This is a genomic window from Nocardia fodinahabitans (assembly GCF_052983615.1).
Genome location: NZ_JBRJJC010000001.1, coordinates 410,278 through 436,894, shown reverse-complemented (window position 1 = coordinate 436,894; position 26,617 = coordinate 410,278). Strand labels below are relative to the sequence as shown.

Annotated in this window: 23 protein-coding genes; 4 read left to right on the top strand and 19 right to left on the bottom strand. The window is 70.0% G+C overall.

What is annotated here, in order from left to right; genetic code table 11:
* Positions 1–87 precede the first annotated feature (87 nt).
* The gene (locus NV348_RS02015; protein ID WP_447145417.1) at positions 88–1,800 is read left to right on the top strand and encodes a BCCT family transporter; all 1,713 of its coding nucleotides are present in this window, start codon (positions 88–90) and stop codon (positions 1,798–1,800) included.
* Here the strand turns inward: NV348_RS02015 and NV348_RS02010 are convergent.
* Together NV348_RS02010 and NV348_RS02005 are read right to left on the bottom strand one after the other, a co-directional pair.
* On the bottom strand, positions 1,797–2,675 hold the full coding sequence (locus NV348_RS02010; protein WP_447150905.1) for a 3-methyladenine DNA glycosylase: 879 nt from the start codon (positions 2,673–2,675) through the stop codon (positions 1,797–1,799). The two genes, NV348_RS02015 and NV348_RS02010, sit on opposite strands and share 4 nt — an antisense overlap.
* 168 nt (positions 2,676–2,843) lie before the next feature.
* On the bottom strand, positions 2,844–3,443 hold the full coding sequence (locus NV348_RS02005) for a hypothetical protein (protein ID WP_447145416.1): 600 nt from the start codon (positions 3,441–3,443) through the stop codon (positions 2,844–2,846).
* A gap of 419 nt (positions 3,444–3,862) precedes the next feature.
* Between NV348_RS02005 and NV348_RS02000 the strand changes: the two genes are divergently transcribed.
* Both NV348_RS02000 and NV348_RS01995 read left to right on the top strand, forming a co-directional pair.
* Positions 3,863–4,102 carry a hypothetical protein gene (locus NV348_RS02000; protein ID WP_447145415.1) on the top strand — a complete coding sequence of 80 codons (240 nt, stop codon included), beginning with the start codon at positions 3,863–3,865 and terminating at the stop codon, positions 4,100–4,102.
* 209 nt (positions 4,103–4,311) lie between these two features.
* A complete protein-coding gene (locus NV348_RS01995; protein ID WP_447145414.1) occupies positions 4,312–4,683 on the top strand; it encodes a hypothetical protein in 372 nt (123 codons plus the stop codon).
* A 215-nt stretch (positions 4,684–4,898) separates the two neighbouring features.
* On the opposite strand, the gene NV348_RS01990 is transcribed toward NV348_RS01995, so the two are convergent.
* From NV348_RS01990 to NV348_RS01935, 12 genes are all read right to left on the bottom strand, one after another.
* Positions 4,899–5,423, bottom strand: coding sequence for an SRPBCC family protein (locus NV348_RS01990; RefSeq protein WP_447145413.1), 525 nt, complete (start codon positions 5,421–5,423; stop codon positions 4,899–4,901).
* Positions 5,420–5,785 carry an ArsR/SmtB family transcription factor gene (locus tag NV348_RS01985; protein WP_447145412.1) on the bottom strand — a complete coding sequence of 122 codons (366 nt, stop codon included), beginning with the start codon at positions 5,783–5,785 and terminating at the stop codon, positions 5,420–5,422. The genes NV348_RS01990 and NV348_RS01985 overlap by 4 nt, the downstream gene beginning before the upstream one ends.
* A 169-nt stretch (positions 5,786–5,954) precedes the next feature.
* Positions 5,955–7,019: a hemolysin family protein gene (locus tag NV348_RS01980; protein ID WP_447145411.1), complete on the bottom strand. Its 1,065-nt coding sequence runs from the start codon at positions 7,017–7,019 to the stop codon at positions 5,955–5,957.
* A complete protein-coding gene (locus NV348_RS01975) occupies positions 7,012–8,367 on the bottom strand; it encodes a hemolysin family protein (RefSeq protein ID WP_447145410.1) in 1,356 nt (451 codons plus the stop codon). The genes NV348_RS01980 and NV348_RS01975 overlap by 8 nt, the downstream gene beginning before the upstream one ends.
* 293 nt (positions 8,368–8,660) lie before the next feature.
* A complete protein-coding gene (locus tag NV348_RS01970; RefSeq protein ID WP_447145409.1) occupies positions 8,661–10,097 on the bottom strand; it encodes a GuaB1 family IMP dehydrogenase-related protein in 1,437 nt (478 codons plus the stop codon).
* A 42-nt stretch (positions 10,098–10,139) separates the two neighbouring features.
* Positions 10,140–11,012: a DMT family transporter gene (locus NV348_RS01965; protein WP_447145408.1), complete on the bottom strand. Its 873-nt coding sequence runs from the start codon at positions 11,010–11,012 to the stop codon at positions 10,140–10,142.
* Positions 11,013–11,239: 227 nt separating this feature from the next.
* The gene (locus NV348_RS01960; RefSeq protein WP_447145407.1) at positions 11,240–12,715 is read right to left on the bottom strand and encodes a DEAD/DEAH box helicase; all 1,476 of its coding nucleotides are present in this window, start codon (positions 12,713–12,715) and stop codon (positions 11,240–11,242) included.
* Between the two features lie 255 nt (positions 12,716–12,970).
* On the bottom strand, positions 12,971–13,909 hold the full coding sequence (locus tag NV348_RS01955) for a M56 family metallopeptidase (RefSeq protein WP_447145406.1): 939 nt from the start codon (positions 13,907–13,909) through the stop codon (positions 12,971–12,973).
* A 64-nt stretch (positions 13,910–13,973) separates the two neighbouring features.
* Positions 13,974–14,354 (bottom strand): BlaI/MecI/CopY family transcriptional regulator, encoded by a 381-nt coding sequence (locus NV348_RS01950; RefSeq protein WP_447145405.1) that lies wholly within the window; start codon positions 14,352–14,354, stop codon positions 13,974–13,976.
* A gap of 71 nt (positions 14,355–14,425) precedes the next feature.
* Complete coding sequence (locus NV348_RS01945) at positions 14,426–15,250, bottom strand: ABC transporter ATP-binding protein (protein WP_447145404.1); 825 nt, start codon at positions 15,248–15,250, stop codon at positions 14,426–14,428.
* On the bottom strand, positions 15,247–16,365 hold the full coding sequence (locus NV348_RS01940) for a FecCD family ABC transporter permease (RefSeq protein ID WP_447145403.1): 1,119 nt from the start codon (positions 16,363–16,365) through the stop codon (positions 15,247–15,249). Before NV348_RS01940 ends, NV348_RS01945 begins: the two co-directional genes overlap by 4 nt.
* Positions 16,362–17,408, bottom strand: a complete 1,047-nt coding sequence (locus NV348_RS01935; RefSeq protein ID WP_447145402.1) for a FecCD family ABC transporter permease — start codon at positions 17,406–17,408, stop codon at positions 16,362–16,364. The genes NV348_RS01940 and NV348_RS01935 overlap by 4 nt, the downstream gene beginning before the upstream one ends.
* Before the next feature lie 111 nt (positions 17,409–17,519).
* Between NV348_RS01935 and NV348_RS01930 the strand changes: the two genes are divergently transcribed.
* Positions 17,520–18,227, top strand: coding sequence for a hypothetical protein (locus tag NV348_RS01930; protein WP_447145401.1), 708 nt, complete (start codon positions 17,520–17,522; stop codon positions 18,225–18,227).
* Here the strand turns inward: NV348_RS01930 and NV348_RS01925 are convergent.
* From NV348_RS01925 to NV348_RS01905, 5 genes are all read right to left on the bottom strand, one after another.
* Positions 18,224–19,639, bottom strand: coding sequence for a wax ester/triacylglycerol synthase family O-acyltransferase (locus NV348_RS01925; RefSeq protein WP_447145400.1), 1,416 nt, complete (start codon positions 19,637–19,639; stop codon positions 18,224–18,226). The two genes, NV348_RS01930 and NV348_RS01925, sit on opposite strands and share 4 nt — an antisense overlap.
* Positions 19,636–20,673 carry an alpha/beta hydrolase gene (locus NV348_RS01920; protein WP_447145399.1) on the bottom strand — a complete coding sequence of 346 codons (1,038 nt, stop codon included), beginning with the start codon at positions 20,671–20,673 and terminating at the stop codon, positions 19,636–19,638. Before NV348_RS01920 ends, NV348_RS01925 begins: the two co-directional genes overlap by 4 nt.
* A gap of 1,884 nt (positions 20,674–22,557) precedes the next feature.
* Entirely contained in the window at positions 22,558–23,064 is a 507-nt protein-coding gene (locus NV348_RS01915) for a pyridoxamine 5'-phosphate oxidase family protein (RefSeq protein ID WP_447145398.1), read from the bottom strand.
* Positions 23,061–23,261, bottom strand: coding sequence for a PNPOx family protein (locus NV348_RS01910; RefSeq protein ID WP_447145397.1), 201 nt, complete (start codon positions 23,259–23,261; stop codon positions 23,061–23,063). Before NV348_RS01910 ends, NV348_RS01915 begins: the two co-directional genes overlap by 4 nt.
* Before the next feature lie 34 nt (positions 23,262–23,295).
* Positions 23,296–26,526 (bottom strand): AfsR/SARP family transcriptional regulator, encoded by a 3,231-nt coding sequence (locus NV348_RS01905; protein WP_447145396.1) that lies wholly within the window; start codon positions 26,524–26,526, stop codon positions 23,296–23,298.
* Positions 26,527–26,617: the final 91 nt, after the last annotated feature.

Below are 26,617 nucleotides of genomic sequence, written 5' to 3'. Positions count from 1 at the left end.
CCGGCTGCGGAACGCTGTACGGTTGCCTGCATTACGACTGCGCGTCTGTCAGGCCCGTCTTCCGCGACCGGAAAGGACTCGGATTCCATGTCGAACGATGTCGTAGGCGGATCCGGTGACGCGGGCGTGGGCGGAAGCCGGGTAGCCGGTCGATCGCCGGGTAGGCCCCGGCTCGATCTCTTCGTCTTCTGCGCCACCGCGATCGGCGCGCTGGCCTTCGTCGCCTGGGGTGTGCTCGACGACGAGAGCCTGGCCTCGGCGGCGGGCACCGCGCAGAAATGGGTCATCACCAACACCGGCTGGTTGTTCGTCCTGGTCGCCACGACATTCGTCGTCTTCGTGATCTGGCTGGCGGTCAGCCGATACGGCCGGATCCCGCTCGGCGCCGACGACGAGAAGCCCGAATTCCGCACTGTCTCCTGGATCGCGATGATGTTCAGCGCCGGCATGGGTATCGGCCTGATGTTCTGGGGCGTGGCGGAACCGTTGTCGCACTTCGTGACTCCGCCGCCGCATACCGCCGACCCCGGTTCGCCGGCCGCCGCCGAGGTCGCGATGGCCACCACGCTGTTCCACTGGACGCTGCACCCGTGGGCGATCTACGCGGTGGCGGGTCTGGCCATCGCCTACGGCACCTTCCGAAAGGGCCGCTCGCAGTTGATCTCCGCGGTGTTCCGCCCGCTGCTCGGCCGCCACGCCGACGGGATCGGCGGGCGCGCCATCGACATGATGGCGATCTTCGCGACGCTGTTCGGCTCGGCGGCCTCGCTCGGTCTCGGCGCCCTCCAGATCGGCGCGGGCATGGAGTTCAACGGCTGGATCGACGGCATCGGCAAGGTCGGCCTGGTCGCCATCATCTCCGGCCTGACCGTCGCGTTCGTGCTGTCGGCGGTCTCGGGCGTGGAACGCGGTATCCAGTGGCTGTCCAACATCAATATGGTGCTGGCGCTGGCGATCGCGGCGTTCGTCTTCGTCGCCGGGCCGACCCTGTTCGTCCTGAACATGGTGCCGACCTCGATCGGCGACTACGTGGAAATGCTGCCGACGATGGCCTCGCGCACCGGCGCCGGTGACGAGGCGATGCAGCAGTGGCTGTCGAGCTGGACGATCTTCTACTGGGCCTGGTGGATCTCGTGGACCCCGTTCGTCGGCATGTTCATCGCCCGGATCAGCCGCGGCCGCACCATCCGCCAGTTCGTCACCGGCGTGCTGCTGGTGCCCAGCGCGGTCAGCCTGCTGTGGTTCGCGATCTTCGGCGGCGCGGGCATCGCCGAACAGACCGAGCACGGCGACCTCACCGAGCCCGACGGCACGGTCGATTCGGATTTCGCGCTGTTCCACCTGCTGGACCAGTACCCGATCACCTCGATCACCACGGTGGTGGTGATGATCCTGGTCGGCATCTTCTTCGTCTCCGGTGCCGACGCGGCCTCGATCGTGATGGGCACCCTGTCCGAGCGCGGCAGCATCGACCCCTCCCGCCTGATCGTCATCTTCTGGGGCGCCGCCACCGGCGCCGTCGCCGCGATCATGCTGGTCATCGCCGATTCCGACGACCTGGGCGGCGCCCTCACCGGCCTGCAAGCCCTGACCACCGTGGTCTCCCTCCCGTTCCTGGTGGTGATGGCCGCGATGTGCGTCTCCCTGTACAAGGACCTCCGCGAAGACCCCCTGATCGTCCGCGCCGACCGCGGCATCGAACTCGTCGAAATCGCCGTCGACAAGGGCACCGAACAACACGAGGGCGACTTCGCCCTGGTCACCGAACCCACCGAGGACGACACCGAGAAGCCGGCCTAGGCTGTCGCCCCGATCCGCTCCAGCGTCGCGGTCAGCTCGGCGCAGGCTCGGCGCAGGCGCTCACGCAGGATGTCGGCGTCTTCGGCCACGGCGGCCTGGGCCCGCACGTAGTCGGCACGGCCGGTGGGGGTTTCGATGCGGATCGGGTCGTAGCCGAACGCGCGCAGATCGTACGGGCTGGCGCGCATATCGAGTTCGCGTGCCGTGCAGGCGAGTTCGAAGCAGTCCAGGAGCAGGTCCGAGGGGATCAGGGGAGCGAGTTTGAAGCTCCACTTGTAGAGGTCCATGTTCGCGTGCAGGCAGCCGGGTTGTTCGCGGAGCACCTGGTCGGCGCGGGTCAGCGGCTCGGCGTTGCGGCCGACGGCGTCGGGGGTGAAGAAGCGGAACGCGTCGAAGTGGGTGCAGCGCAACGACATCGACTCGACGACCGCGTCGGTGCCCGCGTGGCCCAGCCGCAGGGGCACGTGCTGGTGGCGGACGTCGTCGGTGTGGTAGACCATCGCCCACTCGTGCAGGCCGAAGCACGACAGGTGGGTGGGCCGCTGGGCGGTCGCGGTCAGGAGCCGGTCGACGAAGGCGATCGTGTCGCGCCGTTTCGCCAGGTATGCCGGGTCGGCGGTGTAGACGTCGCCGTCGAGCCGGTGGTAGCCGCGGGCGCCCGCGTAATCGCGCGCGTCGCTCAGGGCTATGCCGAACCCGGGATGCCAGCGTCGCAACTGCGCGGGCTTGTTGCCGTAGTAGGTGAAGAGGAAGTCGATGACCGGATGGGTGGTGCCCGCCGCCCGGCGTTCGAGGTAGGGCCCGACCAGCTCGTCGAGCCGCTCCCGATGTGCCCGCGCGCGCTCCCGCCACTCGACCGGCGGCAATACCCGCAGGTCAACTGGGTAGTGGAGGTTGTCGTGTGCGCTCACGTAGTCATTGTCCCGTACTTGCCCGGCACCTCCCGCCCGGGTGATCCGACCCGGGTCCGCCACCGGATACCGTCCCACTTCGCAGGCAGCGGCGTGTCGCGCCGGTCGTCGTGACGGGCCCCGCCCAGTCGTTCAGAGGGCGCGGTGCTCAGCGAGGGGGATTCCCCACCGGAGCCAGCTGTCGCCGTCCTCGTAGGGGAACCAGTGTTCCCAGCTCTGCCATTGGTCGGTGTAGGCGAGGTGGGCACCGTCGAGCGCGGCCGCGCTCGCCAGTCTTTGCACGGTTTCGGCCAGCATGTCCAGGGCGAACCGGATGTCAGGCGTGGTGTCCAGGGCGCCGTAGATGACGTGCACGCCTGGGCCCGCGGCTTTGACCGCGCGGGCAGACAACTCGAACTCGGCCTGGATGAGCATGGTGTGGGTGGCCCAGAATGTGGTCCTGGGTGCGTGGGCGCGTGCGTCGAGCACTGGGCGGTGCCGTCGAATCCGGGCCCAGTGCTGATCCAGGTCGTCGGCGATGCGGCGCAGTGGCCGGTAGTGGCGGCGCAGGGAACGCGGCCTCCGCCAGTGCTCCTCGGTGACCTCGGGTAGGGCGTGCACGGCTGCGGCCTGCTGTTCCCGCCCGGCCAACCGCAGCGCGGCGGCTGGCAGCGTCCTGAGTACCCAGTCGGCGGCGGTCCATGGCGGTAGGCCGATCACCATCACTGCCGGCCGATCGGGAGTGGCTGTCACGGTTCGATAGTAGACGCACCCGGCCGTTCCAGCGATCTCGGAGCAACCATCGGATTGTGTGGCAAGTCAACGGGGTTGGAACAGGGCCGCTACCTTGATCAGTTGGCCGAGGCTGTCCGAGGAGAGTCCGACGGCCAGGGTCAGCAGCCGCCGCAGATCGGGGTCACTGATTTGCTGGATGGGAATGGCGTTCTCGGGCCCGTCCGGGCCTGGATGTTCGCCGAAGTAGTCGGAGTCGACCTCGAAGAACTCGGCCAGGTCCTCGGCTCATCCCACGACTGCCGCAGTAGTTGACGGGTTGCCGATATTCTGCCGGAGCGCGGCCGTCATGCAAACGAGCTCCGCCCGTTCCGTGCTCAGGAGGGTTTCTTTCCACCTGGGAATGTGTCCTGCGCTGCTGCCATAGCAACGATGCAGCAATGTGTGAGGCCCGCCGCAGGTGTCCCGGATGGGACCACCTGCGACAGCGGGGCATCACCGCAACGATTCCCGAGCGCAGCGATCAACAGGCCGACCGCCCTCGCCGCGGCAGTGCCGGTGGTCGCCCACCCGCCTTCTACCGGCTCGAGCAGGATCAGGCCATCGCGACCGGATACGACAAGACCGCGACCTCCTATCGCGGGATGCTCGACCTCGCGACCCTGCTCATCTGGCTTTGAGGGCACAGCCCAAGGCGCGTCTCCACTACCTGTGTGAGTGACCTCGCGGCAGAGCGGCGCTGAACCCGACGCGAGCGTGGCGGGGCTCGAGCGCTTCGCCGCCGAGGGCGGGACGCCAACCGATGACGCGGTCAGGCCGGGCCCGTGCACAAGAACAATAGGATGTGACACAGGGGCCGGATCCGCCGGGCGAGACGAGGGCGAAACGCATGGGAGCATGGGGAAGCGCGCCGTGGCACAACGATGCGGCGGCCGACTGGTTCGGAGATGTGTTCGCCGGCATCGACATCGATGCGCGCATCGGCGATGCCCTCGAACACGGCGACGATTTCGATCGGGTGCGCGCCGCGTGCTACCTGCTCGCTGTGCTCGGGCACAGCACGGTGTGGCCCGGCGATCTCGAGCGCCTCGACGGTCACTTCGAACGGGGGGTCGAACTGCTCACCGAGATGATCGAGCCGGAGTCGGAGTTCCGTGACCTCTGGGAAGACGACCCCGAGGTCATCGAGGCCGTTCGCGCGGAGATCGCGGAACTCGAGGCCCGGCTCGACGGCGAGGGCGACGAAGGCACCGAAGACTAGAGCATGTCTCCCATTCGGTGAGGTGCCTCAGGTCACGTGCGTACCGCTGAAGGTAGGTCAGCTCGATCGCGCCACCGGGCTGGTGATCCGGCGCATGAGCATCGACGGCCGGGCCAACGACGCCCCGCGCGCCCGAACCGGCGCGGCGGACTACTTCGCCGGATTCGCGGACCGGTCCCCACCCGTGAGCTGGGAGCGGGCATTTCCTGAGGGGCTCAGGCGGTGGGACCGAATTCCTTGCGGTAATGCTCGGACAGGGCCGGGAAGTAATCCTCGAAACGGACGGAGGCCGGGTCGCGATCGGTTTCGGCGGCGACCAGGCGATCGAGATAGTAGTCCCAGCCGGGGCCGACGCCCTCGGCCATGGTGGGGTCGGGAACGTTCTGGGCGAAGGTGAGGGTGGTGATGCCGGCTTCTTCGGAGAGGTCGAGGCGGAGCTGCCAATGCTCGGGGTTCTCCCCGTCGTGGGGCGTGGACGTGGTGATCCGCAGCCGGTGCGGTGCATCGCACTCGTCGATGCGGAAACCTTCGGCGGGCATCTCGTCCTCGAAGAGCATCTGGAACTTCACCTCGCCGGTGGCCGGGTCACCGGTCCAGGTGCCGAGCCAGCGCGCGAGTCGGTGCGGCTCGGTGACGGCGGCCCAGACGTCCCCGATCGGTGCGCGGAAGGTGCGGGTCCATTCGCAATAGGTGCCGTCGGCGTGCTCGCGGCGGTGTCCGGTCGCGGTGGGGATGGTCATGCTGTCTGCTCCTTGTCGGTGGCGGTGCCGGTGGTGTCTCGGCGTTCCCTGGTGGTGCGGCGGACCTCGAGGTCGAGACCGTCGAGCGCGTGCTCCGGAATCGGCGGGCGGGCCGGTCGCAGCTGCTCCAGGTAGGTCCACAGCGGGGTGAGTCCCGTGGGGGCCAGGCGATAGTGACGTTCGCGGCCGTGCGGTTCGGCCTCGACGAGGCCCGCCTCGGTGAGAACGCGCAGATGCTTGCTGATCGCGGGCCTGCTGATGGGGTATTCCGCGGCGAGGTCGACGACACGAGCCGGCGTCCCCGCGAGCCGCACGAGCAGGTCGCGGCGGACCGGGTCGGCCAGAGCCTCGAACACGTCCACCCTCTAATTGGTAACCCATCGGTTACCGATTAGTCAAGGGTTCACGCTCGGCATCGAGTCCCGGCATGTCTCACGGCATACGGGAAAAGGCCCGACCGATGTGGTCGAGCCGTTTCCCGATACTCCTGCTACAGCGCGCCGACGAGCACGAGATCCGTTGTCACGGAACTCATTCGGCGAGCCGGTGGGTGCCGTCGCGCACGGTGCCGACGAACTCCTCGATCAGATCCTCCAGCGCGACAACGCCGACCGTGTTGCCCCGGCTGTCCACCACCCGCCCCAGGTGACTGTTGGTGCGGCGCAGGCGGGCCAGCGCCTCGTAGAGGGTGGTGCCGGAGCTGACCGTCGGCAGCGGGCGGATGTCGGTGCGCGGGATCTGCGTCTCCGGTCCGGCGTTGTCGTCGGCGACCTTGTCCAGGACGTCCTTGACATGCAGATAGCCGACCAGTGAGCCGTCGGCGGCGCGCACCGGATAGCGCGAGAACCCGGTCTCGCCGACCGCGGCCTCGATGTCGCCGAGCGTGGTGCCGTTGCCGCGCAACGGCACCGAGCGCGCCTGCGCCAGCGGCACCATCACGTCGCCGACGATCCGCTCCGAGGTGCCCAGCGCCTGGGTGAGCCTGCGGTGTTCCTCCTCGTCGAGCAGCCCCTCCGAGCGGGACTCGCCGATCATCTCGGCCAGCTCCACGGTGGAGACCGTCGCGTCGAGCTCGTCCTTCGGTTCCACCCGCAGCATCCGCAGCGAAAGGTTGGCGAGGTAGTTGTACAGCGCGATGAGCGGGCGCGCGATCCGCAACCACATCAGGTGGATCGGCACCAGCAGCAGCGCCGAGCGTTCCGGCCCGGCCAGCGCGATGTTCTTCGGCACCATCTCGCCCAGCAGGATGTGCAGGATCACCACCAGCGTCAGCGCGAGGGTGAACGCGACCGGGTGCAGCAGCTGGTCGGGCAGGCCGAGCAGCTCGAACGGGCGCTCGAGCAGATGCGCCACCGCCGGTTCGCCGACCCGGCCGAGCAGGATCGAGCAGATGGTGATGCCGAGCTGGGCCGCGGCGAGCATGATCGAGAGGTTCTCACCGGCCTCGATGACCGTCTTCGCGTTCTTCTTGCCCTGGGCGACAAGGGCTTCCAGCCGATCGCGACGCGCGGAGATCAGCGCGAACTCGGCGGCAACGAAGAACGCGTTGCCCGCCAGCAGCACGAAGGTCAGCACGATGCCGAACAGATCACCCATGGTTGTGCTCCCGTGCCGCCAGGTGCGTCGCGTCGACCGGGATCAACCGCACCCGGTCGATGCGCCGCCCGTCCATCCGTTCCACCCGGGCGATCCAGCCGCCGTCGGAACCGCGGGATTCGGGCAGCACCACCTCGTCGCCGGTGGCCGGGATCCGGCCGAGCTGGGTCACCACGAGACCGCCCAGCGTTTCGTATTCGCCTTCCGGCGCGTCGTATCCGGTCGCGCGCGAGACCTCGTCGATGCGCATCAGACCGGAGCAGTCCCAGCCGTCGGAGACCCGGCGGACATCGCGCTCCTCCTCGTCGTGCTCGTCGCGCACGTCGCCGAGGATCTCCTCGATGAGGTCCTCCATGGTCACCATGCCCGCGGTGCCGCCGTATTCGTCGACGACCAGCGCGACCTGCATGCCGTCGGCGCGGACCCGTTCCATCACGGCGTCGCCGTCGAGACTCGCGGGCACGATCGGCACGGCCACGGCGAGCTTGCTCAACGGGATCTGCTTGCGCAGGTGCGCCGGATGGGTGAACGCCTGCTTGACGTGCACGACCCCGAGCGCGTTGTCCAGATCGCCGTCGATGACCGGGAACCGGGAGTAGCCGGTGCGGGCGGAGGCGGCGATGAGGTCGGCGATCGTGTCGTCGCGGTCGAGCGATTCGACCTTCACCCGGGGCGTCATCAGGTCCTCGGCGCTGCGCTCACCGAATTCCAGCGAACGGTCCATCACCTGCGCGGTGCGCTGGTCCATCGCGCCGCGCAGCGCGGAGGTGCGCACCAGCGAACCCAGCTCCTGCGGTGAGCGGGCCGAGCGCAGTTCTTCGGCGGGCTCGATACCCAGCCTGCGCACGATCCAGTTGGCGGAGCCGTTGAGGAACCGGATCAGCCACTTGAACATGGCGGAGAACCCGATCATCGGGCCCGCCGTGAGGCGCGCGGTGGCCATCGGCTTGGCGATGGCGATGTTCTTCGGCACGAGCTCGCCGTAGATCATCGACAGCGAGGTCGCCAGGACCAGCGCCACCACCAGGGCGACGCCGTGCGCGGCGTTCGGACTCAGACCGGCCGCGTCCAGCAGTGGGTCCAGCAGCCGGGCCAGCACGGGTTCGGCGATGAAGCCGGTGATCAGGGTGGTGATGGTGATGCCGAGCTGCGCGCCGGAGAGCTGGAAGGACAGGGTGTGGTGGGCCTGCTTGACCAGCCGGGAGCGGACATCACCTTCGCGGGCCGCGGCCTCGACGGTGCTGCGTTCCAGTGCGGTCAGGGAGAACTCGGCGGCGACGAAGAGCGCGGTGCCGAGGGTGAGTGCGACGAAGCCGAGAAGGCTGAGCACGGTCAGAACGATGGACATCCTCAGCACCACCCGGGTGATGCCGTGGGGAAACCGGAGGATCGAACGGACGCTGCGGAAAGGAGGACGCCGGGTTGGTCACCCGGCTCCGTAGAGGAACCCTCCTGTGTGGCGCCCTTGGACGCGGGTGACAACTGGATCCTTTCGAGATGGGGAAGAAAGCACTGCCGAGATCGGCAACTCCATAGTAATCGGTGCCCACTGATGATGTGTCAGCGGCGCGGGCGGGCCGGTGGAAACGACAGCGGCCGATCGGAACTCCGAGCTCCGATCGGCCGTGGGTCGGTCGGAGATCACCAGCCGCTGGGCAGCGGGCGGCCCTCCGCGAAACCGGCCGCGGACTGCACGCCGAGCACGGCGCGCTCGTGGAACTCCGCCAGCGAGCGGGCGCCGGCGTAGGTGCAGGAGCTGCGCACACCCGAGCAGATGTGGTCGATGAGGTCCTCGACACCGGGGCGCTCGGGGTCCAGGCGCATGCGCGAGCTGGAGATGCCCTCCTCGAACAGTGCCTTGCGGGCCCGGTCGAAGCCGTTGTCGGCGGCGGTGCGCGCGGCGACGGCCCGCTTGGAGGCCATGCCGAAGCTCTCCTTGTAGGCGTTGCCGTCGCGGTCGACGCGCAGGTCGCCGGGGGATTCGTAGGTGCCGGCGAACCAGGAACCGATCATCACGTTCGACGCGCCCGCGGCCAGCGCCAGGGCGACATCGCGCGGGTGTCGCACGCCGCCGTCGGCCCACACGTGCACGCCGAGTTCCCTGGCCGCTTCGGCACATTCGGCCACCGCGGAGAACTGCGGGCGGCCGACTCCGGTCATCATCCGGGTGGTGCACATGGCGCCGGGGCCGACCCCGACCTTGATGATCGTCGCGCCCGCCGCGGCCAGATCGCGGGTGCCCTCGGCGGAGACGACATTGCCCGCGGCCAGCGGCACGCCGAGCCCGAGGTCGGCGACGGCGCGCAGCGATTCGAGCATCTTGGCCTGGTGGCCGTGCGCGGTGTCGATGACGAGCACGTCCGCGCCCGCCTCGGCCAGCGCCTTCGCCTTGTCGGCCACGTCACCGTTGATGCCGACCGCGGCGGCGACCCGCAGCTTGCCGTTCGCGTCGATCGCGGGGGTGTAGATGCCGGCCCGGATCGCGCCGGTGCGGGTCATCACGCCGGCCAGCGTGCCGTCGGTGTGGGTGAGCACGGCGAGCTGGGCGTGCGCCTCGGCCAGGCGGTCGAAGATCTCGCGCGGCGATTCGTCGACGGGGGCCTGCACGAAATCGGTGAACGCGACCTCGCGCAGCCGCGCGAACCGGTCGACATCGACGCAGGCGGCCTCGGTGACCACCCCGACCGGCTTGCCGTCCTCGACGATCACGACCGCGCCGTGCGCGCGCTTGTGCATCAGCGCCACCGCGTCGGACACCGAGTGATCGGGGTCGAGGGTGACGGGGGTGTCGGCGGTGAGCGAGCGGCTCTTCACGAACGCGATGGTCTCGGCGGCGGCGGGGATCGGCAGATCCTGGGGGAGGACGACGAGACCACCGCGGCGGGCGACGGTCTCGGCCATCCGCTTGCCCGCGACGGCGGTCATGTTCGCGACCACGAGGGGGATGGTGGTGCCGGACCCGTCGACACTGGCCAGGTCCACATCGAACCGGGACGCGACATCCGTCCGGTTCGGGACGAGGAAGATGTCGTCGTAGGTCAGGTCATACGGCGGCTGGGGTCCCGGAAGAAATCGCACTTGTTCGATGATAGCCGGGTGAGGTCAGCAGTGGGCGGCACCTCAGTGCGCAGTGTCAGCCGCTTCCGGCAGCGGCGCGGCCTGTGTGCGGCACAACGCGACGGTGGCCACGCACATCACGACGACGCAGGTCACGACGGCGACCAGGCCGAGGCCGTCGGTGCGCAGCTGCTCGTTCAGGGCGGTGAGACCGAGGAACGCGGCGGCCAGCGGTTCGGCCACCGCTGCGGCGGGCAGCGAGGCGGCCAGCGGTCCGGCCTGGTACGCGCGCTGCTGGAGGTAGAAGCCGAGCAGCCCGGCCCCGACCAGCGCCCAGGTCTGCCAGCCGGTGAGCACGCTGCCGAAGCCGTCGCCGAACAGGGTGACCACGCGGTCGGTGAGGGCGGCGGCCAGACCGAACAGCGCGCCACCGGCGAGTCCGAGGGCCATGGCCCGCTCGGACGGCTTATGGACCAGGAACCCCGCCAGGGTCGCGACGGCGACGATGCTCAGCAGAATCGCCAAGGGCACCAGCCACTCTCGTAGCGGCGCGGTCTGCTCGCCCGCGGTCGGATCACCGATGACGAGGAACAGGACGAGGGCGGTCACGAGGACCAGCGCCGTCGCGGCGGCCCGCCCGGTGATCCGTTGATGGTTCAACCGCGCGGACAGCGGCAGCGCGAAGACCAGCGAGCTGACCAGGATCGGCTGGACGACCAGCACCGCGCCGAAGGCGAGCGCGAGCACCTGCATGCCGTACCCCCCGACATCACCGACGATCGCGGCCCACCAGCGCTTGTTCCGCAGCAGGGTGCGTACCAGCGACGCGTCGCCGGGGACCGCGGCGGCCGCCCGCTGCTGCGCCACCGACGACACCGCGAACAGCATCGCGGCGACGACGGCGCACACGATCGCGGCGATCGAACGGTTCGTCACGAGGTCAGTGTGGCAGCCGGACCGCGGTGTCGGCGGGAGGCGCCCGGCCGGACGACCGCTTCGGTGGGGCCGATCCGACCGGCGGTGTGGCTGCGAGCCGAGCTCGCAGTGGGACGACGGTGCGAACACGCCGCCGACGCCGGATCACGTGGTCGGCTACCGCGCCGGAGCGGCGAACCCCGAACAGCAGCGTGGCCGAACCGTAATCGGTTCGGCCACGCGATGATTCAGTTTGCCGAGCGGTTGCGACGGGCCGCCGGAGCGGCCGGACGCGCAGCTCGACGACGCGAATTCGTCGGCGTGTCGCCGCTGCGGGCGTGTCCACCGGTGCCCGCGGGCTTGCGGCTGCGCGACTCACCGGCCGGACGCTCCCGGCGCGGCGCGCCGCCGGTGCGGCTGTGGCCCTGTGCGGCCTCGCTCGCCGGTGCGCCACCGGAGCGGGGGCGACGCGAGCGTCCGCCGGTCGCCGACCTCGGCGCGGTGGCCTGGGCCGGTGCGGCGGGGGCGGCCAGCGCGATACCGCTGGGCTTGCGGGCGCCGGTGATCTCCACCAGCTTCCGGTCGCCGGGGCGGACGTCCACGCCGTCGGTCTGCACGCCGGCCTTGCGGGTCATCGCGGCGACGTCTTTGCGCTCCTCGTCGGTGACGAGGGTGACCACGACACCGTCCTCACCGGCGCGCGCGGTGCGCCCGGCCCGGTGCAGGTAGGCCTTGTGCTCGGCGGGCGGGTCGAAGTGCACGACCAGCGAGACGCCGTCGATGTGGATGCCGCGCGCGGCGACATCGGTGGTCACCAGCACCGGCACCGAGCCGTCGGCGAAGGCCGCCAGCGTGCGGGTGCGGTTGTTCTGTGCCTTGCCGCCGTGCAGCGAGCCCGCCGCGACACCGGCGCCGCGCAGCTGCTTGGCCAACCGGTCGGCGCCGTGCTTGGTGCGCACGAACATGATGGTCAGGCCGTCGCGGGCGGCGATCTCGGTGGCGACCGAGCGCTTGACGTTCTTGTCGCGCACGTAGAGCAGGTGGTGCGACATGGTGGTCACCGACGCCTCCGGCGGCGCGGTGGAGTGGGTGACCGGCTGGTGCATGTAGCGCTTGACCAGCTTGTCGACGTCACCGTCGAGGGTGGCCGAGAACAGCAGGCGCTGACCGTCTTTCGGCGTGCGATCGAGCAGGCGGGTGACCTGGGGCAGGAAGCCCATGTCGGCCATGTGATCGGCCTCGTCGAGCGCGGTGATCATCACGTCGGACAGATCGGCGGCCCGCTGCTTGATCAGGTCGTCGAGGCGGCCGGGAGTGGCGATGAGCAGGTCGACGCCGCGTGCGAGCCGGTCGGCCTGGCGCTTGATCGGCGCACCGCCGACGACGGAGGCCACCCGCAGGCCGAGCGAGAGCGCGGCCTCGTCGAGCGCGCGCTCGATCTGGGTCGCGAGCTCCCGGGTGGGCACGAGGACCAGGCCGCGCGGGCGGCCCGGCTTGGCGGACGCGCCGGTGAGGCGGGTCAGCATCGGCAGGCCGAAGGCGAGGGTCTTGCCCGAGCCGGTCGGGCCACGACCGAGCACGTCACGCCCGGCGAGCGCGTCGCCGATCGTGGCGGCCTGGATGGGGAAGGGCTTCTCGATGCCCGCGTTGCGCAGGGTCTGCACCAGTGCGACGGGCAGACCGAGGTCGGCGAAGGAGGCGTCGGGACGCGGAGAGGAAGACAAAATGGCCTTTCGTTGGGCTGCGCATCGCGCTGGAAGATGACCGGCGCCGATGACCCGGATACGCCGACGGCGTGCACGGGGTGCGGCCCAGCAGGAAGGACCGAGCTCCCAGGATAGGCGGGATCGGTGGCGCGTGGGTAAACGCGCTGGTCAGCCGACTGTTTGTAGCGATGATTGTGCGAGGTGGTCGAGAGGCTGCGCGCAAGGGCCGGACGGGTGCCGTTCCGGTGGTGGAAGAGGCGGCGAATCGCCAGGTCAGCCCCGGAGGAGCCGGTTCAGCTCCTGCAACCACGGCACCGCGACCGCGAGCGTCGGCACGACCAGGATGGCCGCCGAACCGAGGTAGGCGGCGGTGGCGACTCTCACGTCGCCGGTGTGGCCTGCGAGCCGCTGGATGCGGATCAGGGTGCTCGGTCCGCCCGCGGCCAGAGCGCCCTGCGGCGCGGTCGACTTGGCACAGGCGACCAGCGCGCGGGCCAGCGGCTTGGGGCCGGTGACCTTGACGGCGGAGTCGTCGGCGAGCAGTTCGATCAGCAGCTTCACCGAGCCGAGCGCCGCCTTGCTGCGCACCACCCGCGGGAACGCCTCGTGCACCGCGGTGAACGCCTCGAGCACCAGATCGTGGCGGGCCCGCAGATGGGAGCGCTCGTGGCTGACGATCGCGGTGACCTCGGCGTCGTCGAGGCTGGTCAGCGTGCCTTCGCTGAGCACCACCCGCTGCCGCAGCCCGGGCAGGCAGTAGGCGATGGGTTCGGTCGCGGCGAGCACGCGGATGTCGGCGGCGCGGCGGACCGGCCCGCTCTGATCCAGCAGGTCGACCAGCATCCGATGCCGGGACCTGCGGCGACGGGTGTGCACGCCGACGCGAACGATGGAGAAGATGAGCCGGGCGCCGATCATCAGGGTCAGCGCGAAGACCAGCACGTAGATCGTCCACAGCGGAAGACCGAGCGCGTCGATCTCCTTGGTGGGGGAGGTGGTCGGCCTACCGTCGGGGCCGGGGACGAGCAGCAGGCTGGCGATGGCCAGCCCGGAACCGAAGGCGCTGAGCACGGCGGCCAGCGCGATGGCCTGCCACAGCACCAGGGCCGCGCGCGGGGACCGATGCACCCAGGTCGCGCGGCTGAGCAGCGCTGGTACCGGCCCTGCGAGAAGCAAGGCGAGACCGGCGAAGACTGCCGCGGTTGCGTTCATCGACTCTGCTCACTGCGTTGTGGGACCAGGGGCGCTCACGTCGTTGTGAGAGCCGCCAGGGAGTCTAGCCGCTCTTCTCGTCGGATTCGAGCTTGGCGAGCGCCTCCCTGAGGGCATCGGCCTCGTCCTTGCCCACCTGTTCCACGAAGTGCACCAGCGCGGCGGCACGGCTGCCCGCCGCGTCGGCCTGCTGCAACGCGTCGACCATCAGGCTCGCGACCAGTTCGTCGCGGCTGTGTACCGGTGCGTATCGATGGGCGCGATCATCGCGCCGTTGCACCACCAGATCCTTCTTCGCCAGCCGCTGCAGCACGGTCATCACTGTCGTGTACGCGAGCTCGCGCCGTGCGGCCAGTGCTTCGTGGACCTGCCGCACCGTCTGCGGTTCGTCGGCCGACCACAACTGGTCCATGACCGCTTTTTCGAGTTCGCCGAGTCCTGCCATCCCACAATTTTACGGACTCAACGACAAAGATGCGTACTACAGATTGTCGTAACGGTGGGTTTGCTGGTGTGTCATTCGTCATACCCGTCGGCGCCGCGCACATGCCTCGTGCCGATCGGGACGATCATCGGCCGCCCCGAGACCGGATCGGTGAGGACCGTCGCGTCGAGCCCGAACACCTCGGCGAGCAGCTCGGCGGTGACGATGTCGGCGGGTCTTCCCCGCGCCACGATGCGCCCGGCCGACATCACCACGAGCTCGTCGCTGTAGCGGATGGCGAGGTTGAGATCGTGCAGCACCATCACCACCGTGCGCCCGAACTCGGCGTGCAGCCGGTCGACGAGGTCGAGCACCTCGAGCGAGTGCGCGAGGTCGAGGTAGGTGGTCGGCTCGTCGAGCAGCAGGATGTCGGTGCCCTGGGCCAGGGCCATCGAGATCCAGGCCCGCTGGCGCTGGCCGCCGGAGAGTTCGTCGAGGGTGCGCTCGGCGAGATCGGTGATGCCGGTCTGGGCCAGCGCGGCGGCGACCTCGGTCTCGTCGTCGGCCGACCACTGCCGCAGCCAGGACTGGTGCGGGTGCCTGCCGCGGGCGACCAGATCCGCGACGGTGAGTCCCTCGGGGGCGACCGGGGTCTGCGGCAGCATGCCGATCACCCGGGCGACGTCCTTGGTCTTCATCGACGAGATGGCCTTGCCGTCGAGCACCACCTGCCCCTCCCGCGGGCGCAGCAGCCTGCCCAGCGACTTGAGCAGCGTGGACTTGCCGCAGCCGTTGGGCCCGATGACGGTGGTGACCACGCTGGGGGCGATGCCGAGGCTCAGCTCGTCGACGATCACCCGCTCGCCGTAGCCGAGGGAGACGCTGTCGGCGGCGAGGCGGTGGGCGGGGCTGGTCATGAGAGCGTGGCCTTCCGATTCATGCGGACGAGCAGGTAGAGCAGGAACGGCCCGCCGAGCGCGGCGGTCACGATGCCGACGGGCAGTTCGACGGGAAGCAGTGTGCGCGAGATGATATCGGCCGCGGCGACCAGTCCGGCGCCGGTCAGCGCGGCGGCGATGAGCGGTTCACCCGGCGTGCGCAGCGCCATCCTGGCGATCTGCGGTGCCGCGAGCGCGACGAAACCGACCGGCCCGACGGCCGCGGTGGCCACCGACGCCGCCACCACCGAGGCGCCGATGAGCAGCGCCTGCTGGGCCTGGATGCGCACGCCGAGCACCCGCGTCGAATCCTCGCCCAGACGCAGCGCGGCCAGTGTCCGCGCCGAGACCAGCGCGACCACCGTCACCACGGCCAGCGCGATCACGGCGGGCGCGACCCTGGCCATGTCCGCGGCGTTGAGCGATCCGGTGAGCCAGAGCTGGGCCCTGGCGGCATCGGTGAGGCTGGCCCGGGTCAGCAGGTAGCTGATCACCGACATGAGCACCGCGTTGACGCCGATGCCGATGAGCACCAGGCGGAATCCGGTGACCCCGCGTTCCCCGGCCCGGCCGCGTCCCCAGGCGAGCAGATAGATGACGATCGCCGTGAGCAGTCCGCCGGTGAGCGCGGCCAGCGGCGCACCGAGCGTGGCGATCAGTCCCGTGGTCGCGCCGCCGCTGCCGACCAGCACCGCCACGGCGCCGGCACTGGCACCGGTGGTGATCCCGAGGACATCGGGCCCGGCCAGCGGGTTGTGCAGGATCGACTGCATCAGCGCGCCGGACAGGCCGAGCGCCGCGCCGACCACCACGGCAGTCAGCGCCCGGGGCAGCCGCGCCTCGATGATGATGAACCGTTGCGATCGGGTGCCACCGCCACCGAGCACGTCGAGGACGCGGCTCAGCGGGATAGTGGTCTCGCCGACGGCGATATCCAGGCAGAACAGCGCGAAGACCAGCGCCGCGAGCGCCAGTACGGCACCGAACAGCACCGGTCGCCACACCAGCGACACCGGTCCGATCCGCAGCGCGGGCCGCACCGTGCGCAGTGCCGCGCCCGCGTCGGTGGGCTTGTCCGTCTCGAGGGTGCTCACAGCGTCACCAGCTTCTTGCGGCGCACCAGGGCGATGAAGAACGGCGCGCCGATCGCCGCCAGCATCACGCCGACCTGGAGTTCGCCCGGCCGGGCGACCACCCGGCCCGCGATGTCGGCGACGAGCAGCAGCAGTCCGCCGATCAGTCCCGAGTAGGGGATCAGCCAGCGGTTGTCGGGCCCGGTGATCGTGCGCGCGATATGCGGCACCACCAGGCCGAGGAAGGCGATCGGCCCGACGGCCGCGGTGGCCGCGCCGCTGAGCAGCACCACCGCGCACAGCCCGAACGCCCGCGCGCGGCCGACATCGACCCCGAGGCCGCGGGCGACATCGTCGCCGAGGCTGAGCAGATTCAGGCCGGGCGCCGCAGCGATCGCCATCGCCATACCGATCACGAGGAACGGCAGCACCTGCCAGAACACCGAACCCTCGCGCCCGTTCACCGTGCCGACCACCCAGAACCGGTAGGTGTCGAGCGCCGCGTTGTCGAGGACGACCACCGCGTTGGTCATCGCCTGCAGGAACGCGGTGACCGCCGCGCCGGCGAGCACCAGGCTCAGCGGACTCGCCGTGCCGCCGCCGATCGAGGACACCCCGAACACGATGACGCCCGCGATCGCCGACCCGGCGAAGGCGAACCAGATGTACTGGCTCGGTGCGGTGAAGCCGAACAGATAGATGCTGAGCGCGGCCAGAAAGCCCGCGCCGGCATTCAGTCCCAACAAACCGGCATCAGCGAGCGGATTCCGGGTATACCCCTGGATGAGCGCGCCCGCGATGCCCAGCGCCATCCCGGCGACCAGGGCCAACGCGGTGCGCGGCAGACGTAGCTCACGCACGATTTCCTCGGCGGTGGAGCGGGCCGGGCATCGGAACGGGCCGCCGTCGCAGCCGAGAGCGTGTGTGACGGCGTCGAACACCGTGGCCGGTGCGAGCGAGCGGGTACCGATGGCGATGCTCGCCACCACCGCGACGGTGAGCAGTACAACGAGCAGAAGAAGCCCGGTCAGACGACGACGTCTGACGGTGCCAGGGTGGATCACGGCGACGAACTTCTCCTGACTCGAATCCGGACATGACTTGTGAAGTCTGGTAAGCCTAACCTATGTTCCGAGACATCATCGTCACGGGAACCCACTGTTCGAGGAGGTTCGATGCCCGAGCCCGTCACCACCGCCACGTCCCGCAGCACCGCCGCGTTCGATCGCGTGTGTGCCCGGTTGCAATCGCTGCAACCCGAACATCCGCGGGTCTATGCCGTGGCGGCGATGGCCGGTCAGGGCAAACGCCGCTGGTGGCATGTGCCCAACGGCCTGTCCGAGGGCCGCGTCGAGCTCATGTACCGCAGGCACGCCGCCGAGATGATCAACGACGACATCGCCGCCGAGGTAGTGGCGACCGCCCTGATCCACGCCGTCGCCGGCCGGGTGACGGCGCTGTTCGTGATGGCGGGCCGGGCCTGGGATCCGGGCCGCGACAATCTCTGGATCCACCACGACAACGACGGTGGCATCGACTGGGCGGGCTTGTCCGACACCACGATTCGCGTCGTCGACGGTGACCCCGAGGCCGACGAGCTGGACGCGGTCGCGCTGCCCTGCGAGGCGGCGATGGCGGTCTGGCTGGCCCAGCGGTGCGCGTCCTCGCTGAGCCCGCTGCAGTCCGTGCTCACCCGCTGCTCCGGCCTGCCCGCGCGCCGGTTCTGGTCGCTGGTCGGCGAATCCGTCATCGGCGCGGCGACCTACGTGCCCGACCTGGCCCGCACCGACGCCACCGCGGGCGCCCGCCGGGGCCAGCTGCTGCTCGGCGCGCTCGAGGATCGGGGCCTGCCGGTGCGCCGCACCAGCTGCCTGCAACGCTAGGAGCCGGCGAGGAGTGCGGCGGCGAGCTCGCGAAACGATCGCAGCAGCAGCTCGCCGTAGTGCTCCGGGTCGGGCATCATCGCGGGGTTCGTGGTGACCGCGATGACGATGTCGTCACCCTGCGAGGTGATCAGGTGCCGCAGGCCGTCACCGTCGAGGATCGGCAGCGAGCCGACGACCCGGCGGATCGGCCGGTCGCAGAAGACCAGGGAGTCGGTCACCGGCGGCACGTTGCTGATGGTGGTGTTGCACAACGGCACCGTCGCCGCGTCGTCGAAACGCCGTTGCGCCCTGGCCCATCCGGCGGCGCGCAGCAGCAGAGCGGGCGCGGTCTCCACCCGGCGCTCGCCGCGCCGCACCACCGGGTCGGCGGTCCGCTGTTTGGCCAGCCCCGCCGATCGCCTGACCGCGGCCAGCCGGGCGAGCGGATCGGTGAGGTCGGTGTGCAGGTCGACGATCATCTGGCTGAGCTGATTCGCCGAATCCCAGTCGGCGACACCGCGCATCGACATCGGCACCATCGCGGCCAGCGAGCCGTCGGGCGTCTCGTCGTGCTCGGCGAGATAGGCGGCCAGCGCGCCGGCGATCGTCGTCAGCATCAGGTCGTTGATCGTGACCCGCTGCGGTGCCGCGGCTTTCGCGGCGCGGACCTCCGGCAGGGGGATCGGTATCAAGTGGAAGGTGAGTTCCGCGTGGACATCCCGGTTGAACCGGGTCGCCGGGCGCTCGGCCACGGGTTCGTGCACCGTTCCCGCGTCGACCAGCGCGCGTAGTTCGTCCTGGGCCGCGCGGGCGCGCCGCAATCCGCCGACGAACAGCGCGGGCCGCAGTGGGAGCGCGGCGGTCGTCCGGATCGCCCGCGCCAGCGGCCGCGAGGCGTCGAGGCGGATCGCGGGCGCCGGATCGGTGCCGAACAGCCGCTGCTCGAGCGCGCGGGTGGCGACGCCGTCGCCGACGCTGTGGTGGAACGCGAGCACCACGATCGTGGTCGGGCCCGGCATCCCCGGTACCCCGTCGATGCGATCGAGCACGTGGATGTGCCACGGCGGTCGCGTCAGATCCAAACGTGTGGCGGTGATCTCGGCGATCCGGGCGCGCGCGTCGTCCCAGGTTCCGGCGCCCGGCCGCGCCAGGGTGACGTGCTCGCGCACCGACATGGACGGATCGGGCACCCAGTACGGCAGATCCAGATCCATCGGCACGCGCTGCAGCCGCCGGTGGAACAGCGCCGCGTGCCCGATGCCCGCCCGCGCCCAGTCCAGGACCTCGCCGATGGTCAGCGCTTCCCGGTCCGAGGAGTCGGCGAAGTACACCCCGACGACGTTCGACAGGTGCCGGTCGGTCTCGTCGTAGACGAACACCGCGTCGCGCGGGCGCAGCTGTTCGGTGCCGACCCGCAGCTCGGCGCTCACAGGCCGAGCGCCGTCGCCATCATCGGCCACGACGCGTGCAGGTCGTCTTCCCAGTAACCCCACGAATGGGTGCCGGTGGGCCGGAGGTTGTAGGTGATATTCGTCCGGCCGAGTTGCCGGGTGCGCTGAGCCAAACTCGCCGTGCAATACATGGTCGCCGCTTCGATACCGCCACCGACGAGCATTTGATTCGTCAGAATGGAGGTCGGGTTCTTGCCGTTGATATGCACGCGTGGATTTGCGAGAGTGTCGTGAATTCCGGGCAAACCCGTTCCGGCGGAAATATACATCGGAATATCCGGCAATCGATGGGCCTGGACGAAGGGGTCGTGTTCGCGCCAGGCGGCGTCGGTAGCCGGACCCCACATGTTCTCGACGTCGCCGCCGCCCATCCGCACCACGGTCGAGACGAAGGCCCGGCCGATCGGGTCGCTGGTCATCGCGCAGCCGCTGTAGGCGGACACGCTGCGGTACAGGTCGGGGGCCTGGATGGCGAGGTCGAGGACCGAGGTGCCCGCCATCGAGATGCCCGCCAGCGAGTTGACGCCGTTCGTGCCGAAGGCCGCGTCGATGATCGGCGGCAGCTCCTGGGTCAGGAACGTCGTCCACATGTTCCGGCCGTTGTTCTCCAGGTTCTTCCCGAGCTTCTCGTCGGGTCGCTGCCAGTCGGTGTAGTAGCTGAACGCGCCTTCCATCGGGATGACGACGTTGACGTGCTTGTCGGCGAAGAATCCGCCCGCATCGGTCTGGCCCGGCCAGTTGGCCGAATCCTCGCCGCCGCCCGCGCCGTTGAGCAGGTACAACGTGGGGGCGGGGGCCGTGGTGTCGGCCGGTCGCAGGACGCGCAGCGCGATCGTGCGGTCCATGGCGGGGGAGTAGACGCTGATGTCGGCGATCTGGCCGGACTGGGTCCGACTCACCAGCCGGGCGCCGGGTGTGGCTGCGGCCTGCGCGGTGTCGACGAAGACGGGTGTCGCGGCGACGGCCACGACACAGGCGGCCGACACGATCGCGCGGAGCATTTCGTTCTTCATGGTGATGCGAGCCTGCTGACTTCTCGGGTGGGTGCGGGAGCCGGACGGTGGCCGGCCCCCGCACCACACTGAACTACGTGCGCTGGGATTACTTGCCCGGGGTGGGCGTGCCACCGCTCACGGTGATCAGCGCCTGGATGAAGGGCAGCGCGGCATCGCTGAGGCTGCCCGCGCCGGTCTCCAGCAGTTCGTAGAGGGAACCCATGTCGTACTCCTGAGGGTGTATGTCGGTGAGCGGGTTACGGGAAGAAGGCTTCGACCGAACCCAGGAAGACGGCGAGCAGGCCGTCACCTTCGGCCGCGGAACCCAAGCCCGCGATGGCCGCCATCATCAGTTCTGTCAACGAACCCATGGTCGAACTCCTTGCTTGATTGTCGAGAAACCTGAGGTCAGTGAAGGGTCAGCCGCCGATGGGCGTGCCGCCGCTCAGGGTGATCAGCGCCTGGACGAGGGGCAGGGTGGTGTCGCCGAGACTGGCCATGCCGGTGGCGAACATTTCGTAGAGGGAACCCATGTGTTACTCCTGCGGGTGATATCGGATTACGGGAAGAAGGCTTCGACGGAGCCCAGGAAGGTCTCGAGCAGAAGGTCGCCCTGGTTCGCGGAAGCCATTCCTCCCAGTACGCCGAGTAGCAGCTCATCGAACGAGCCCATGAAGTGTCTCCTTGCGCTGTTGTCATGCCCCCGGAAATAGGGTGGTCCCCCTCCGGGAGCGGTTATCACGATCGGAAGGCGATGTGATGCCGGTAACGTAGCGCCGCCGCCGCAGTGTGGCAACCCGCTGTTTCACTCAGGTTGATTCGTTCGTTTTTTTCCTTCCTTCTGGAAGCTACTGAGTGATTGCGGCCGAGTCTGTTCCGGCTACCTGTGACCTGTGGTTACGGCGACTGTCTGGTACGGCGGAATGGTGAACGGGGCTGTTCGCGACGAGTCTGTCAAGTGGGCTGGATTATGCTGCGTGGTGGATCTGATCTGCGGTGGTGCTGGCGTTCTGGTCGATGCAGTTCGTGTCGGGGTGGTGGTGCTCGCTCTGTAGGTGGCGGGCGGCGGGGGATGTAGTCGCGGTGGTCGAAGTGGGCTGCTGTGCGATGCCTGCCCTGCGTGGATGTGTTCGCCAGACCCCATTTTCGGGGGGTCCGAGCGGAGTTTTCTATCCTCTTTTTCGCACTGTGGAGCAATGGTTACTTATGCTGATCGGCTATTGAAAGATTGTTGCCCGGGCGAGGTGGGCTGCCGGAAACGAGGCGGGGGCGGACCGTGAACGGCCCGCCCCCGCGGTGTCTCGCCGTGCGCTACTTACCTGGCGTCGGCGTGCCGCCGCTGACGGTGATCAACGCCTGGATGAAAGGCAGAACGGCGTCGCTGAGGCTGCCGGCGCCGGTTTGCATCAATTCGTAGAGAGATCCCATGTGTATTGTCCTTTTGTCGGTTGGGTGCCGGGCTCGTCGGCGAGTCCGGCAGGGGTGGGGTGGGTGGCGCTATTTACGGGAAGAATGCCTCGACGGAGCCGAGGAAGACCGCCAGGAGTCCATCACCCTCGACCATCGAACCCAATCCAGCAATTGCGGCCATCATTATCTCGGTCAGCGAACCCATGGTGAATCTCCTTGCATGATTGGTGAGCATCCCGCCGGAAAATGGAGGACCCGTCGGCCGGGATGTGGATCACAATCAGATCTCCTCTGCTGTGATGTGGGTAACGTAGCTCCGCTTATTTCCCTCGGCAAGGAAATCGCCCGATTCGCCGAATTCGACCCCACATCCTTCCTGGTGGAACTACTGGCTGGTATTGGTGTCCCGTCACAATCGATCGAGGCGTGACCTGTGCCGACGTCCGGTCTCGTCAGGCCGACGGCGAACGGCCACGTTCGCCGTCGGTGCCGTCAATCCCCCTGGAGCGGACCGTGCCAGAGACGTGCCGGTATCCCGCTGACCAGATCGCGCCGGCGCAGCACCTGGATCCGCCACGGCGACAGGCGGAGAACCTGGAACGCGGGGTCGCCCGGACCCTGCCAGAACTGGCCGGGGTCGTAGCCCGCGCCGGGTGGGCTGCCGTGCCGGTACAGGTCCCACACGTGCGCGCGCTCGTCCGGATCGTCGGTCCAGCCGGCGACGGTGTCGACGGCGACGGTGTTCTGCGCCGGACTCCAATACGAGAACGTCACATGCGGATTTCCCGCGATATGCGCGGCCTTCACCGGCGTGCGATAGGTCCCCAGCCACCCGATCGGCACTTCCCCGTCGGTCTCCCAGACCGGGATGAGCACCCGGGATCGGGGCCGACCGGCAGCGTCGACGGTGGTCATGGTGGCGTAGTTGATCGAGCCGACGATGGCGTCGAAATCGGCCTTGATATCGGCGAAGGTGTGGACCTGGGCGCGGGTGCTCATTTCGGCTCCTCGCTGCGGTCGAGGACGAGGCGGTCGCCGTCGCGTCCGAGGAAAAGCCCGGTTCGGGGGCCGAGGGTGGTGAGGACGAGGTCGGTGGTGCCGCCTTCGCGGTATCCGTCGCGGCCGTCGATGGCGAGGTAGCGGCGGACGTGGTCGGTCACCGAGGGTTCGGGGCTGTCGGTCACGGTGTTGGTCATGCGGCCACCATGACCGGGCGGACTTCGGACGGACTCAGGACCGGCTCGAGGTCTCCACCGCCACGAGGGCGCCGGGGTCGGCGGTCCGGCCGCGCGCGAACGCCGCCGCGAGCCCGTCCACGCCCAGGTCGGCACGGATGCGCGCTTCGATCCGGTCGACGTCGCCGCGTTCGGCGTCGGGCAGCGGCGCTCCGGTGCCGCGGCGTAGTGTGTCGGCCGCGCCGAGGAGCTGGGCGGCCTGTTCGGACCTGCCCGCCAGCGAGCGCGCACCGGCCAGCCCCTCCAGGGCTAGCGCGTGGGCGCGCGGATCGCCCGTGCGCAGCGCCGCGTCCAGGCCGCGCCGGTGCAGCTGCTCGGCCTCGGCGGCCTCGCCCGCGAGTTCAGCGGTGAAGCCCAGTTCGGCGAGGATCAGCGCGGCGCCGAACCAGGATCCCGCGCGCAGGTGCCAGTCCAGCCAGGCGCCGAGGTGCGCGCGGGCGGCGGTGAGGTCGCCGCGGCGCCGCGCGACCAGGCCGAGACCGAGCTCCGCGGATTCCTCACCGACCAGATGACCCTGGTCGACGGCGATCCGCCGGGCCCGTTCGTGCAGTTCGGCGCTGTGCTCGAGATCCCCACGCAGCAGCGCGATCCGGCCCAGCGAGGTGAGCCGCTCGCCCACCTCGGTCCACAGTCCGAGTTCCTCGGCGGTCGTCAGTGCCGCCCGGTGCTCGGCGCGCGCGGTGTCGAGATCGCCGACGACCTCGGCGTGGCTGCCGAGCAGGAAACCGGCGATGCCCTGGCCCCAGCGATCGCCGAGCCGCGTGAACAGGTCCCGGCTGCGTTCGGCGTGCTCGCGCAGGCCGGTCAGATCGCCGCGCGCGAACGCGTCCCTGGCCAGCGACGCCGAGGCCGCCGCGACACCCCAGTCCTGTCCGGCGTCGGCGAAGGCGGTGCGCAGGTCGGCGGCGCTGTCCATATCGTGGTGCGCGGCGAACCCGGTGTGCACGTGGGCGAGATACCAGCGGGCGCGCAACTCCGCGGGCGCGGGTCGATCGCCCAGCGCGGGCAGCGTGTCGACGGTCCGGCCCCGGCCCAGCTCTAGCGCGCCGCGCCACAGCAGTGCGATACGCCGTGCGGCCGAACCCGTTTCGCCGGGCACCGCCAGCGCGACACCGATCGACCGGATGCCCTCGGCGAGCCGTCCCCGCATCACCCAGTACCAGGCCAGCGCGTTCACGAGACCGAGCGCGTCGTCGGATCTGCCTGCGACACGGGCGGTCTCGAGCGCACGCCGGAGGTCGGCCGATTCGGCGTCGAGCCGGGCCAGCCAGCGCCGCTGGTCACCGGTGCGCAGGTGCGCGTCGGCGCGTTCGGCGAGTGCGCGGTAGTACGCGAGATGACGCAGCCGGGTCCCGGTTTCCTCGCCGCTGTCGCGCAATCGGTCCACGCCGTAGGCGGCGACCGACTTCAGCAACCGGTAGCGGGGTCTGGCGTCGGTGGCGGGCGCGATGATCAGAGACCGGTCCACCAGGCGGGCGAGCAGTTCCGCGACATCCACCCGGTCGACATCGCCACCCGCGCACACGGCTTCGGCCGACTCCAGCGTGGCGCTGTCGGCGTGGGCGCAGAGCCGGCGCAGCACCGCGCGTTCGGGTTCGTCGAGCAGCTCCCAGCTCCAGTCGATCACCGCGCGTAGTGTGCGCTGCCGATCGGGGGCGTCCCGGTACCCGGCGGAGAGCAGCGTGAACCGGTCCTCGATCCGCTCGGCCAGCGTGTGTACGCCCAGGGCCCGGACCCGGGTCGCCGCCAGTTCCAGCGCCAGCGGTACCCCGTCGAGATGGCCTGCGATGGTCGCGACCGCGGCGGCATTGTCGTCGGTGACGGCGAAGCCCGGCGCGGTCGAGCGGACGCGATCGGTGAAAAGTCTTACGGCGGCGGCTTTCTCGACCTCGGCTGCGGTGCCGTCGGCGGCGGGGACCGTCAGCGGCGCGACCGGCCACAGGTGCTCGCCCGCGATGTTCAGCGGCACCTGACTTGTCACCAGCACCCGGAGTCCGGGGGCCGCGCCGAGCAGCCGCGAGACCAGCGCGGCCGCCGCGTCGGCGACGTGCTCGCCGTTGTCGAGCACCAGCAGCGCCTGCTTGGCGCGCACCGCATCGGCGAGCCGGGACAGCTGGGTGCCGTTGTCGGTCACCGGGAACGGGCTGGTCCCGGCGGAATCGTCGCGGACCTCGAACGCCGCGGCCACCACCTCGGTGAGGGCGGTCAGCGCGCTGTCCGGCTCGGCACCCAGGCACAGCCCGGCCAATTCGACGAACAGCACACCGTCGCGCGCCGGATGACCGGCACCGACGGCCAGTGCCAGCCGGGTCTTGCCGACACCGCCGGGGCCGGTGAGTGTTACGAGTCGTTCGGCGCGGAGCAGGGTCTCGATCCCGGCGAGATCGTCCTCGCGCCCGACCAGCGCCGTGGCAGGCACCGGCAGCGTGGGCCGGGGCGTGACCGGTGTCGCCCGCGCGGGCCGGGTCGGGGCGCCGAGCGCCGGATCCTGTTCCAGCACGCCGCGATGCAGCGCGGCGAGCTCCGGGCTCGGATCCAGGCCGAGTTCCTCGGCGAGGTGCTCGCGCAGTCGCCGATACGAGTCCAGCGCCCCGCCGTGGCGGCCCGACCGGTACAGCGCGAGCATGTGCGCGGCCCGCAACCGTTCCCGCAGCGGGTGTTCCTCGGTGAGCGCGCCCAGATCGTCGGCCACCTGCTCGTGCGCGCCGAGCGCGATCCTGGCCTGCGCGTAGTCCTCGGTCGCGGTGAGCCGCTGCTCCTCGAGGCGCACCACCGGAATCCGGGCGAAATCATGGTCGGCGAGGTCGGCCAGCGCGGGACCACGCCACAGCGCCAGCGCCTCGGCGAGCAGGGTCGCGCGGGTGGCGTCGTCGCCGGCGGCGTGCGCCCGCCGCACCAGCTCCTGGAACACCTGGGCGTCCACCGCGTCCGCGGCGACCTCGAGCAGATACCCGGGAGAGCGCGACACCAGCAGATCGCGGCCACCGTCTTCGGCGTCGCCGAGCACCCGCCGTAGCTGGGACGCGCGGGTCTGCAACGACCCGGCCGGATTGGCGGGCAGCGCCGCACCACCCCACAGGTCCTCGACGAGCCGGTCGGCGGGCACGATCCGGCCCGGCGCCACCAGCAGGGCGGCCAGCAGGACCCGCACCTTGAGCTCGGGCACCCGGACCGGCTGCCCGTCGTCGGTCCACACCGCCACCGGCCCGAGCACCCCGAAACGCATGTCACCCACCCTAAACGGCGGCGCGGACGCGGTGTCCTCGAGGCGATCCGGAGTCGATCCGAAGAGTTCCCGAAGGACCGCTCGGCACGGT